Annotated in this window: 11 protein-coding genes; 7 read left to right on the top strand and 4 right to left on the bottom strand. The window is 67.2% G+C overall.

The annotated features are described in order from the left end of the window. Window positions 1-91: 91 nt before the first annotated feature. Window positions 92-508, top strand: coding sequence for a response regulator (locus ACNA7R_RS01400; RefSeq protein ID WP_416281741.1), 417 nt, complete (start codon window positions 92-94; stop codon window positions 506-508). A 10-nt stretch (window positions 509-518) separates the two neighbouring features. On the opposite strand, the gene ACNA7R_RS01395 is transcribed toward ACNA7R_RS01400, so the two are convergent. After that, window positions 519-1,352 carry a YihY/virulence factor BrkB family protein gene (locus tag ACNA7R_RS01395; RefSeq protein WP_416281740.1) on the bottom strand — a complete coding sequence of 278 codons (834 nt, stop codon included), beginning with the start codon at window positions 1,350-1,352 and terminating at the stop codon, window positions 519-521. 116 nt (window positions 1,353-1,468) lie between these two features. After that, entirely contained in the window at window positions 1,469-2,227 is a 759-nt protein-coding gene (locus ACNA7R_RS01390) for a hypothetical protein (protein ID WP_416281739.1), read from the bottom strand. 150 nt (window positions 2,228-2,377) lie between these two features. Between ACNA7R_RS01390 and mutL the strand changes: the two genes are divergently transcribed. The 6 genes from mutL to ACNA7R_RS01360 all read left to right on the top strand — a co-directional run bounded on the left by mutL (window position 2,378) and on the right by ACNA7R_RS01360 (window position 10,496). Then, the gene (mutL, locus tag ACNA7R_RS01385) at window positions 2,378-4,561 is read left to right on the top strand and encodes a DNA mismatch repair endonuclease MutL (protein WP_416281738.1); all 2,184 of its coding nucleotides are present in this window, start codon (window positions 2,378-2,380) and stop codon (window positions 4,559-4,561) included. A gap of 418 nt (window positions 4,562-4,979) precedes the next feature. After that, entirely contained in the window at window positions 4,980-6,251 is a 1,272-nt protein-coding gene (locus ACNA7R_RS01380) for a S8 family peptidase (protein ID WP_416281737.1), read from the top strand. 75 nt (window positions 6,252-6,326) lie between these two features. Further along, window positions 6,327-7,409 carry an RNA 3'-terminal phosphate cyclase gene (gene rtcA / locus ACNA7R_RS01375; RefSeq protein WP_416281736.1) on the top strand — a complete coding sequence of 361 codons (1,083 nt, stop codon included), beginning with the start codon at window positions 6,327-6,329 and terminating at the stop codon, window positions 7,407-7,409. A gap of 91 nt (window positions 7,410-7,500) precedes the next feature. Then, entirely contained in the window at window positions 7,501-8,457 is a 957-nt protein-coding gene (gene kdgK1, locus ACNA7R_RS01370; RefSeq protein WP_416281735.1) for a bifunctional 2-dehydro-3-deoxygluconokinase/2-dehydro-3-deoxygalactonokinase, read from the top strand. Window positions 8,458-8,503: 46 nt separating this feature from the next. Beyond that, window positions 8,504-9,961 carry a dihydrolipoyl dehydrogenase family protein gene (locus tag ACNA7R_RS01365; protein WP_416281734.1) on the top strand — a complete coding sequence of 486 codons (1,458 nt, stop codon included), beginning with the start codon at window positions 8,504-8,506 and terminating at the stop codon, window positions 9,959-9,961. A gap of 82 nt (window positions 9,962-10,043) precedes the next feature. Continuing rightward, window positions 10,044-10,496: an Hsp20/alpha crystallin family protein gene (locus ACNA7R_RS01360; RefSeq protein ID WP_416281788.1), complete on the top strand. Its 453-nt coding sequence runs from the start codon at window positions 10,044-10,046 to the stop codon at window positions 10,494-10,496. Window positions 10,497-10,680: 184 nt separating this feature from the next. Here the strand turns inward: ACNA7R_RS01360 and ACNA7R_RS01355 are convergent, their stop codons facing one another. Beyond that, window positions 10,681-11,964: an RNB domain-containing ribonuclease gene (locus ACNA7R_RS01355; protein ID WP_416281733.1), complete on the bottom strand. Its 1,284-nt coding sequence runs from the start codon at window positions 11,962-11,964 to the stop codon at window positions 10,681-10,683. A gap of 49 nt (window positions 11,965-12,013) precedes the next feature. Beyond that, complete coding sequence (locus tag ACNA7R_RS01350; protein ID WP_416281732.1) at window positions 12,014-12,307, bottom strand: hypothetical protein; 294 nt, start codon at window positions 12,305-12,307, stop codon at window positions 12,014-12,016. Window positions 12,308-12,399: the final 92 nt, after the last annotated feature.

Genomic DNA, 12,399 nt, shown 5'->3' with positions numbered 1-12,399 from the left:
ATTTATCTTCGATCTAACTAGTAGCAACGGTATAAAATCATAGATATTGAAATACATTTATTAGCTACTGGATGTTCAGTGATCGTAAGAGGTGGAACGGGTGTTACGAAATCTACTGATAGTCGACGACAATCCGGCTGACGTCAGGTACACGGAGGAGATGCTGAAGGAGGCGGGGGTAGAGTGCGACCGACACGTCGTGGGAGACGGGGTCAAAGCACTGCAGTTTCTCCGCCAGCGCGGGGAGTACGCCGACGCGCCGCGTCCGGATCTGGTCCTGCTCGACTGGTATCTGCCGCGAAAGGACGGCCAGGAAGTGCTGGCCGAACTGCGCGCCGACGACCGACTCGCCGGCGTTCCGGTCGTCGTAGTGACGGGATCGCGACTCGAGGCGGAGGCGCTCCGGGTCGAGTCCGAGGCGGCGGACGCCTGCGCGGTCAAGCCGATCGGGGCCGACGAACTACGGCGGTTCGCCGAACGGCTGGGTGGCGCCCGGCGGCTCGCGTAGCACCGACCCGCTATACGCGAACGGCTTCCGTCGTGTCCGACTCGTCGCCCGAGTTCCGGTCCGGTTCGTCGGTGTGGTGGCCGCCGACCACGACGTTGATCGCCGCCCCGACGAGCAAGACGAGGGCGTTGGCGTAGAGCCAGACGAGCAACAGGATGACCGCTCCGAGGGTCTCGTAGGTGCCGACGGTGTCGACGAGCCCGACGTAGATCCCGAAGACGATCTCGAGCAGGACCCAGCCTGCCGCGGCGACGATCGTCCCCGGCAGAGCCTCGCGAACGCCGATATCGGGGTCGGGGAAGACGTAGTACATGGGAAAGAACGCGACCGAGAGGCCGAGCAGCAGCGCGAGTGGGGAGAGCGTCTCGATGATCGCGTGATCGACCGTCGCCAGCGTCGCCGCGACGGCACCGGCGCCGACGGTTGCGATCAGAATGACGGCGAAGACGACGACGCCGTCGAGCAGCTTCTCGGCGAACGAGCTCTCACCCCCGCCGTAGAGTTCGTCGAAGGCGGTGTTGAGTCCCCGAAAGATCCGAAGCATCCCCCACAGCAGGGAGGCAATGCCGATGAGCGACGCGCCGGCGCGCTCGGAAGCGTGGGTCAGCGCCTCGAACACCAGCCCCTCACCGGCGGGGCTCAGGTGCTGACGAGCTAGCACCGTGATCTGCTCGGTCAAGTAGTCGTTGCCGACCGCCCCGACGAGGATAAACAGCAACAGCAGGAGCGGGAGGATCGAGAGGAAAGCGGCGTGGGCGATACTACCGGCCATAAACGTCACGTTGTGCTCGCGGATGACGCTTACGACGGCTCGAGCGACGGCGCCGGCCCGTCGCAGGTCCATACCGGACGGACGGCGGCCGACTCAAAAAGCCCGGAGCCGGAAGCTGCCGCCGTGGCCGTCGCGATTCTCACGAGCCCGACGGATCGAGCGGAGCGACGGCAGCCGAACCCCGGGTGCTACAGGAGTAGCAGGATCGAGCCGTAGCCGCCCGCCCCAACCGCGAACGCCCAGAATCGACTCTCCTGGGTGCGAGGGAGCTCGTCCTTGATCGCGTTGAAGACGATCCCGCCGGTCAACAGGCCGAGCAGGATCGTGAGCGTGGCGTCGCCGAGCGCGTAGACGGCACCCGCGCCGGCTCCGAGCAGTACCGCGGCCGCGAGCACCCATCGGCCGATCCGCCGGTAGACGTCTCGGTGGTGCTGTTCCATCGCCGCGTCGTTACCGAACAGGTGCAGCGCCATCGCGACCGCGAACAGGGTCGCGCTCTCGGTCCCCGTCTCCCCCTGGACGAGCACGTACCCGATGAACGCGTTGTAGACGGCGAAGCCGCCGACGTGGATCCAGAAGACCGGCTCGTCGGCGAACGGTCCCAGGTCGCGTTCGAACTCGTGGGACCGCGAGATCGCCGCCAGCCGCTCGAGCCCGTAGAACAGCGCGAGACCGACGAACGCGAGCCCGTAGATGTGGTGACCGGCGAGCGAGCCGACGAGGACGTCGACGCCCTCGAGGGACTCCCGGCGGCCGTCGAGTTCGGGAAACAGGTGGAGAAAGGCGTAGACGATCGAGACGCCGCCGGCCGCCGAGAGCAGGCTGTGACGAGAGCGCCCGCTCGAGACGGGCAGCTCGTCGGGGAGGAGGTGGACGAGCGCGACCGCGACGACGAGCACCGAAACGAGGAGCGAGTCGCCGTCGACGAGCGCGAGGCCGGTGGACATCGGTCGTCGGGTTGGGCGCCCAGCGTGCTCGTTCTTTCGCCGGAACCCGCGTCGGGACCGTCGCCGACCGAGTGACGCGTAAGACCTAACCAGCCGCTCTGAGTACGAACTACCGATGAGTATCGGGAGCGACCGGTCCCCCTACGTACCATGAGCGAGGATACGACCACTCCGGACGACACCGCGATTCGCCGGCTCGACGAGGACACCGTCGCCAGGATCGCCGCCGGCGAAGTCGTCGAACGGCCCGCCAGCGCGGTCAAGGAGCTCCTCGAGAACAGTCTCGACGCCGACGCCGACAGCGTCGACGTCACCGTCGAGGCGGGCGGTACCGAGCTGATCCGGGTCGCCGACGACGGACACGGGATGAGCGAGGCCGATCTCCGGGCCGCGGTCCGACAGCACACCACGAGCAAGATCGCCGGGCTCGAGGACCTCGAGTCGGGCGTCGCCACGCTGGGGTTCCGCGGCGAGGCCCTGCACACCATCGGCTCGGTCTCGAAACTGACCATCCGGAGCCGGCCGCAGGGAGGCGACGGCGCCGGGACCGAACTCGTCTACGAGGGCGGTGACGTCGTAAGCGTCGAGCCGACGGGCTGTCCCGCCGGAACCGTCGTCGAGGTCGCGGACCTCTTCTACAACACGCCCGCCCGCAGGAAGTTCCTCAAGACGACCGCGACCGAGTTCGCCCACGTCAACCGGGTCGTGACACGGTACGCGCTGGCGAACCCCGACGTCGCGGTCTCGCTGACCCACGACGGTCGCGAGGTCTTTTCGACGACCGGCCAGGGAGACCTGCAGGCCGCCGTCCTCTCGGTGTACGGTCGCGAGGTCGCCTCCGCGATGATCCCGATCGAGGCCCACGGCGACGAGCTTCCCGTCGGACCGCTCGAGTCGGTTACCGGGCTCGTTTCCCACCCCGAGACGAACCGCTCGAGCCGGGAGTACCTCGCGACGTACGTCAACGGCCGCGCCGTCTCGGCCGACGCCGTCCGCGAGGGGATCATGGGCGCCTACGGCACGCAGCTGGGCGGCGACCGCTACCCGTTCGTCGTTCTCTTCCTCGACGTGCCGGGAGAGGCCGTCGACGTCAACGTCCACCCGCGCAAGCGGGAGGTCCGCTTCGACGACGACGACGCCGTGCGACGGCAGGTGGATTCGGCCGTCGAGTCGGCGCTACTCGAGCACGGCCTGCTTCGCTCGGGGGCGCCCCGCGGTCGGTCGGCGCCCGACGAGGCCCGCCTCGAGCCCGGCGAATCGGGCTCGGGAGGACGGCCGGCCGCCGCGGGTCCCGGTCCGCGGGACTCGAGTTCGTCGACCGATCGCTCGACGTCTCGAGTCTCCGACACCGATGCGTCCGACTCGTCGACGGCTGACTCCGACGGGGTCGACTCGCCGGCAGCCGACGCCGAACCGGCTCCGGCGTCGTCGGAGTCGGACGAAGCGACGCGAACCGGTGACGACCGCCCGAGTGAGTCGACCGTCGACGAGAGCCCGGCGACGGGGGACACCGAGGGCGTGGACACACCTCGCGGTTCGCTCGCCCCCGAGTCCGAGACGCCAGTCGAGCCGAGCGACGGGGTGGCCGAGCCGTCGACCGACACCGACTCGAGTTCGGACGGCCCCGCACATCGGGACGAGGCTGACTCGAGTCGGCGCTTTTCCGGGCCGACCGAGCAACGAACGCTCGGCGGCGAGGCCGCCAACGGCGAGGCCTCGGAGTTCGACTCGCTGCCCTCGCTGCAGGTCCTCGGTCAGTACCGGGACACGTACCTCGTCTGCGAGTCTCCCGACGGGCTCGTCCTGATCGACCAGCACGCCGCCGACGAGCGGGTCAACTACGAGCGCCTGCGCGAGGCCTTCGCCGACGACCCCGCCGCCCAGTCGCTGGCCTCGCCGGTCGAACTCGAGCTCACCGCCGCGGAGGCCGAGGCCTTCGAGAGCTACCGGGAGGCCCTCGCCCGACTCGGGTTTCACGCGAACCGGACCGACGACCGAACCGTCGCGGTGACGACCGTTCCCGCGGTGCTCGAGGAGACCCTCGAGCCCGAACGGCTTCGAGACGTCCTCACTTCGTTCGTCGAGGGCGACCGCGAGGCCGGCGCGGAGACGATCGACGCGCTGGCCGACGAGTTCCTCGGCGACCTCGCGTGTTACCCCTCGATCACGGGCAACACCTCGCTGACCGAGGGGTCGGTCGTCGACCTGCTCTCGGCGCTCGACGACTGCGAGAACCCCTACTCGTGTCCCCACGGCCGGCCCGTGATCGTCCGCCTCGAGGAAGGGGAGATCGAGGACCGGTTCGAGCGGGACTACCCCGGCCACCAGGGCTAACTGCCGTCCTCGTCACCGCGATCGATGGAAAGGGCGGGTCGGCGCCGATACCGCCCGCTCGAGCAGAAAGCACTTATATTAATACACTAATGAAAATATCGTTCAAAATGAGTATGGCACTCATAGTCATCGGGTGGCTGGCGGTACTCTGTCTGTACCTCGGGTTCTTCGTCGGGATGAGCGTCCCCGAGAGCGATCGTCGAGAACCGGACCGCGCGCCGCGCCGACGCGGTTCTCGGTAGCGTCGTCGGCCAACCGTTCATGCCGTCGGTGACCGCTCCTCGAGCGCGGCGCACGACGACGCGATTGCTCGCCGGAATTTTCCAAAATTCGACCGCTACCGTGGATAGTTTATCCCCTTTCGATCACCGGTTCCATAACGATTACATTACTAACCATGATCGACTTTTGTGTCGCTATGACACGACATACAAAAACACGGCGGCGGGTGCTGCAGGGAATCACGGCGGCGGGACTGTCGGTCGGGATGATCGGTACGGGAAGCGCCGGGTCGACGACGACCTACGTCGTCACTGGGGGCTCGAGGAGTCGGCTCGAGGACGCCGGCTTTGCGGTCACGCGCGAACTCGCGGGCGGGTCGGTCTCGATCGTCTCCGGGCCGGCGGACGCCGAGGACGACCTCGAGGCGGTGTCGGGCGTCAGCGGAGTCACCGAGAACTTCGAGGTCGATCTCGCCGACCCCGTCGAGAGCGCCGAACCGCGGACGACCGACGACGCCGCGTTCACCGATCTCCAGTGGGACAAGGAGATCACCGACACGTTCGAGGCCCACGAGTACGCCACGGGCGAAGGGAGCCGAATCGTCGTCGCCGACACGGGCGTCGACGGTAGCCATCCGGATCTCGAGGCAAACTTCAACGAGGATCTGAGCATCGCGTTCGTCGATGGAGATGGGACCCCGAGTCCGTACATCGGAGATAGCGGCGACCACGGAACTCACGTTGCAGGGACCGCAGCAGCAACGGGTGCCGAGGGTGTAACGGGTACTGCTCCCGACGCGGAGATCGTTTCGGTACAGGTTCTCGACGATGGTGGGAGCTTCACAGACATTCTCGCGGGGGCCGACTACGCCGCATCGATCGGCGCCGACGTCGCGAACTTCAGCCTCGGAGCCGCTCCACAGCCCCCGCAGGCGAACAGCGACGGTATGCGCGTCGCGGTCCAGCGAGTGATGCAAGACGTCGCTCGCCGCGGCACTGTTTCGACGGTGTCGTCGGGCAACGCCGAGACGAACCTCCAGCAAGGTGGCCTATTCTACCTTCCAGGAACCGTTCAGGGCGTGATGACCATCTCCGCAAGCGGACCGAACGACGAGTTGGCGTTCTACTCGAACTACGGCACCAACGAGATCGAGGTCGGTGCGCCCGGAGGCGGCTACGAGACGGAGGAGAAAACCGTCGATCCCGACGCGGACGTCGAGTGGCCATATCCGACGAACCTCGTTTACTCGACCGAACCCGACGGAACGTACGGCTGGAAGGCCGGCACCTCGATGGCGGCCCCGCAGGTCGCCGGTCTGGTCGGACTCGTCCGCGAACTCGAGCCCGACATGAACGCCAACGAGGTCGAGACCAACATCGCCCACGGCGCGGAGCGTGCCGAGGGTCGGAGCAGTTCGGAGTTCGGTGCCGGACGCATCAACGCGCTGAACACGGTCCAGCGGCTCTGAACAGCGGCTCGAACGGTTCCAGGACGGCTCTTTTCGTTCGGCAACGGTAGGTGACTCGAGCCCGTACCCCGAGCCATGCGCGAACTCGACGGCTCGAACGCCGGCGGGCAGTTCCTTCGGACCGCACTCACGCTGTCAGTCCTCGAGGACGAACCCGTTCGCCTCGAGAACGTCCGCGGCGACCGACCGAACCCGGGACTGGCCAATCAGCATCTGGCCGTCCTCGAGACGCTCGCGGAGATCTGCGACGCCGAGGTTTCGGGAGCCGAACTGGGCGCGGAGACGGTCGAGTTCGATCCCGACCGCTCGAGTGCGGGTGGGCTCGAGGGCGGTTCCTACGCCGTCGACATCGGCACGGCCGGCAGCGTGACGCTGCTGTTCGACGCCCTCCTGCCGCTGGCGACGGTCCTCGAGGCGCCGCTGTCGGTCACCGCGACGGGCGGGACGGACGTCGAGTGGTCGCCACCCCTCGAGTACTTCCGGCAGGTCAAGCTCCCCCTGCTCGGAGCGCACGGGCTGGTGGCGTCCTGCGAGGTCGATCGCCGTGGGTTCTACCCCGATGGCGGGGGTCGCGCGACGCTGCGGATCGCTCCCTCGAGTCTCGAGCCCCTGGCGCTCGAACGGCGTGGCGACCTCGAGGGGGTGCGGCTGTACTCGACCGAATCCGCGTCGCTCGCGGATCGGGACGTCGCCCACCGCCAGCTCGAGGGCGCCCTCGAGCGACTCGATCTCGCGGGCGGTGGCCGGAACGCCGACGGTGTCGACGAGGATAAGCAAACGGAGCTCGCGGTGCTCGAGCGCCAGGAGCGAACCGCCGAGAGCCCCTCGCCGGGCTCCGCGCTGGTGATTAGGGTCGACCACGGAACGGGAATCGCCGGGTTCGGCGCGCTGGGCGAGCGGGGCAAACCCGCCGAGCGCGTCGGCGAGGACGCCGCCGACGCGGCGAACCGGTTCCTCGAGGGGGACGCGGCCGTCGACCGCCACATGGGCGATCAGCTCCTGCTCTTTCTCGCGCTCGCGGGGGGACGGGTTCGGATCCCCCGGGTGACCGACCACGTCGAAACCAGCCGGGCGCTGCTCGAGGCGTTCGGTCGGGAGGTCGATCTCGAGCGCCGCGAGGAGGGGGCCGTCGTCTCGCGGTCGCCCGGCCCGCCGTAGCGTCGAACGACACACCTTAACCGCAGCCGATCGATCACCCGCACATGACCGTTTCAGCGAGTACCGACGGGAGCGATCGGAGGGCAGCAGAGTGAGCGATATCGTCACCTTCGGCGAGACGATGCTGCGGCTCTCGCCGCCCGACCAGCGCCGCCTCGAGGAGACGGCCGAACTCGAGGTTCGTGCCGCAGGCGCGGAGAGCAACGTCGCCATCGCGGCCCAGCGACTCGGATCGGCGTCGGCGACCTGGACCTCGAAGCTGCCGGACTCGCCGCTCGGTCGGCGCGTCGTCGGCGAACTCGAGGGGTACGGGATCGACACCGAGATCGTCTGGAGCGACGAGGGTCGGCAGGGAACGTACTACCTCGAGCACGGCGGCAAACCCCGCGGAACGAACGTCATCTACGACCGGAGCGACGCCGCGGTCACGACCGCCGAGGTTGGGGAGGTCGACACGGAACTGATCGAGAACGCGGAGCTGTTCTTCACGACCGGGATCACGCCCGCGCTGTCGGGGACGCTGCGGGAGACGACGGCGGAGCTGCTCGAGACGGCCGTCGAGAGCGGAACGAAGACCGCCCTCGATCTCAACTACCGGGCGAAACTCTGGTCGCCCGAGGAAGCCGACGACTGTCTGCGCGAGCTGTTCCCGTCGATCGACGTGCTCGTCGTCGCAGCCCGTGACGCCCGGAACGTACTCGGGCTCGAGGGCGAGGCCCGCGAGCTGGCCGACGAGCTGGCCGGTACGTTCGGGTTCGAGACCGTCATCGTCACCCGCGGCGCCGAGGGCGCGCTCGCCTGGAACGACGGCGTAATTGTCGAACAGCCCAGCTACGAGACCGAGACGCTCGACCCGATCGGCACCGGCGACGCCTTCTCGGGGGCCTTCCTCGCCCGCCGGCTCGAGGGCGACGACGTGGAGACCGCTCTCGAGTACGCCGCGGCGACGGCCGCGCTGAAGCGAACGATCCCCGGCGACGTCGCGCTAGTCACCCGCGAGGAGGTCGAGGCGGTCGTCGCCGACGAGGAGAGCGAAATCTCGCGATAGGATCGGCCTGCAGAATCTCTTTTTGCCCGTCGTCCGTACCCCAGGTATGGTTCACGTCGCGATCATCGGAGCGTACGGGAGCGCGGGCGTCGCCGTCGCCGACGGGTTGCTCGAGCGAGCCGAGGAGCTGTCCGAGCTCGAACTGACGCTGATCGACGACGGCGACCCCGGCGGCGGCCTCTGCATTCTTCGCGGGTGTATGCCCTCGAAGGAGGTTCTGTCGGCGGCCGACCACCGGTTCCGGGCGCGCCACGACGACCGCCTCGAGGGCGTTCCCGAGGTCGACCCCGAGGCCGTCGTCGCTCGCAAGGACGAGCACATCTCGGGGTTCGCCGAGCACCGCCGCGACCACGTTCACGACCTCGCCGAGCGCGATGAGGTCGAATTCCTCCGGGAGACGGCGCAGTTCGTCGACGACCGCGTCCTCGCAGTCGACGGGCGACGGCTCGAGCCCGACTACGTCGTCGTCGCGACCGGATCGACGCTGAACGTGCCGGAGCTGCCGGGGATCGACGACGTCGACTTCATGAGCAGTGCGGACGTCCTCGATGCGACCTCGTTTCCCGACTCGGGGATCGTCATGGGCTTTGGCTACATCGGCCTCGAGCTGGCGCCCTACCTCAGCGAGGCCGGCGGTGTCGATCTCACGGTGATCGAACACGACGACCACCCCCTCGACGAGTTCGAGCCCGAGTACGGCGAGGCGATCCTCGAGCTCTACCGCGAGGAGTTCGGGATCGAGGTGCTGACCAACACCGATGAACGACGGTTCGAGCGGACCGACGACGGCGGGGTCCGGCTGTACGCCGAGCAGGACGGCGAACAGCGCGTGCTCGAGGCCGATCAGCTCTACTGCTTTACGGGCCGGCGGCCGAACCTCGACGGACTGGGGCTCGAGGCGACCCGGCTCGAACCCAACGAGGGGTGGGTCGAGTCGACGATGCAGACAGCGGAGGACGACCGCGTCTTCGTCGTCGGCGACGCGAACGGCCGCGAGCCGATCCTCCACGTCGCCAAGGAACAGGGCTTCGCGGCGGCACAGAACATCGTCAGCCACGCTCGCGAAGAGGAGTGCGAGCCGTACGCCAACATCCCGCACCACGTAATTTTCTCGGGGCTGGGAACGTACCCGTTCGCCCGCATCGGTCACACGCCCGAGACGGCGGCCGAAACGGAGATGGAGACGATCGTGGTCACCCGCGAGGCGAGCGACGACGGCGTTTTCAAGACGAAGGGCCACCCCGAGGGGCGGGCGACGCTCGTCGTCGACGCCGACGGCGGGACGGTGCTGGGGTTCCAGGGACTGCACCTCCACGCCGACGTGATGGCCAAGACGATGCAGGTGCTCGTCGAGATGAAAGTCGACGTCCGCGAGGTTCCCAAGCGGGCCTACCACCCGACGACGCCCGAGATTCTCGACGGGTTGCTCCGGGAGGCCTGCGAGGAACTCGGCGACGAACAGGACTGTGTCGACGACACCGACGCCCGCGATTTGGCGCTGTAGCGGCGTGCTATCCCGGTTCTCGCAATCTTTATTATTAACTGTGGCCTATATATCTCGATCAGTTATGAGATCCTTTGATGAAATGAACCGCATGTTCCGCGAGATGGACCGCATGTTCGACCAGTTCCGCTCGAGCTGGGACGCGGAGTTCCCGGCCGACGACCGCGGGTTCGGCCGGCCGGCCCTCGAGGGGAGCGACGCCGCCGAATCGACCGCGATGGACCACGGGGTAGCGAACCTGGAGGAGATGGACGACGAGTACGTCTTCGTGATGGACCTGCCCGGCTTCGAGAAGGCGGACATCGACCTCTCCTTCCGCGACGGCGTGCTGTCGGTCCGAGCCCACGCCGACGCCGAAGCGGGGTCGGACGCCTACCGGGCGCGTCGCTCCCGACGGGTCGCCAGACAGGTTCCGATCGCGAAAGCCGTCGACGAGGAGGCGATCTCGGCGACGTACCACAACGGCGTCCTCGAGGTTCGCCTCCCGATCGTCGACGACGAGCGCGAGGATGACAACCGGATCGAGATCGAGTAAGGTCCCTCCTTTCGGCGAGACGAGTTGCCGGTGATCATAACGGGAAAAACGGAGTCATGGAGCGTGTGACAGGGATCCAGACTCCACCATCACTTGTATATTATCTAATAAAATAACTTGTCAAATTCTCACTGTTTGAAACACACCGATAGCCGTTCGTCGAGCCACCTACGGCGACCGAGCGCTACTCGGGGTCGTCGACCACTTCGATTCCGCGGTTGTTGACCGCAGCGGGGTCGAGGCCGACCTCCTGGAGGAACTGCTTGTACTCGCGTTCGCACTGTTCTGCGTCCTTCTGTTTGTCGCTGGCCCGATCGCAGAGTTCGATCAGGTTCTCCGGCACGTCGTTCTGGTAGACGATCCAGTGGTTGATCAGGTCCGACAGGCGACGGATGGGGCTGGTGAAGTGGCCGTAGATCTCGAAGTTCAGCGCGTGGTGGCCGCCGAAGGGGTCGTTCATGTACTTCGCCCGGGGCATCACCTTCATCACGGCCCACTGGATCTTGTCGAGTTGGCGGCCGGGGGCGTCCTCGAGGGTCGCGTTGACCGCCTTCCGGGGGTCGTCCCACTTGTCGCCGGGGATCGAGACGCCCTCGAGGTCCTGGATCTCCCGCAGCGCCTCGGACCACTCGTCGGGGCTGGGCTGGGGGTGGACCCGGTACATCGCCTCGACACCGCGGGACCACATGAGCTCGTGCGTGACGGCCTTGTTGGCCTTCAGCATGCACTCCTCGATGATGGTGTGGGCGCGGTCGCGGGCGGGGTTCAGGACGAGCGAACCGTCCTCCTTGCGCTGTTCGTGCATCCGATCGGCGACCTCGTGGACGAGGATGTTTTCCTCGTGTAACGGCGCGTCTGGATCCTCGAGGCGGTTCTCGGCCTGCGAGTAGGTGAGACGCTCGTCGGACTGGATCACCGACTTGTAGATCTCGATGTTCTCGTAAGAGAGGTTCTCCTTGTCGAGGTGCATCTCGACGGTGTGGGCGAGTCGGTCCTCGTTGGGAACGAGGGAACAGACCGTCTCCGCGAGGACGGGCGGGAGCATGTGGATGGTGTACCCCGGAAGGTAGACCGTGTTGGCGCGCTCGACGGCTTCCTCCCACATCTCGGAGTCGGGGTGGACGTAGTGGGTGACGTCGGCGATGTGGACCCAGAGGACGTACTCGTCCTCGCGCTCCTCGATCGAGAGCGCGTCGTCGAAGTCCTGGGCGTCGATCGGGTCGGTCGTCCACGTCGTCAGCTCCCGGAGGTCCTCGCGTTCGTCGACCTCGTCCTCGATCTCGGCCTGGACGCCCTCGGTGCGCTCGCGGGCTTCCTCGAGCACCGCCTCGGGAAACTCGTCGCGGATCTCGAACTTCTCGAACAGCTCCTCGCGCTTGTTCTCGAGGTGGCGCGCGACCTCCTCGGAGATCTCGACCGGGCCCTGACCCTCGGCCGTACCGGCCTGGGCCTGTGCGTCGTCGCTCATAGGCTAGCCTACGAACGTCGGGGTGAAAGTCGTGTCGGGACGGATACGTTCAGGACTCCTCCTCGAGCGGCCCGTCCCGCTTCTCGACGGCGGCGACGTACTCCGCGAGAAACGTCTCCCAGGGGTGGTCCTCGTCCTCGAGTTCGACCAGCAGCGCCTCGAGTCCCTCGCGCGGGTGGTGACAGAGTTCGCCGTAGCAGGGTTTACAGAGGTACTCGAAGCGCTTGTTCTCGCGATTCCACCGATCGCCGTACTTGTCGTACTCGCGGGCGCTCGAGCGCGGGATCTCGGAGCCGCACGCGGGACAGACGACGGACGGATCGCGGTTCCGAGAGAACCACATACTACCGACCTGCGCGTGAACCCACTTAGCGATTGGCACACCTGGCGTTCGACGGAAGTCTCCGTCGAGGCGGTCGGTCGCGGGAACGGGCG

The organism is Natronococcus sp. (assembly GCF_047921035.1).
In the GTDB taxonomy this organism is placed as follows: Archaea; Halobacteriota; Halobacteria; order Halobacteriales; family Natrialbaceae; genus Natronococcus.
Note: the sequence above shows the minus strand (reverse complement) of the source record. Positions and strands in the feature narration are given on the sequence as shown.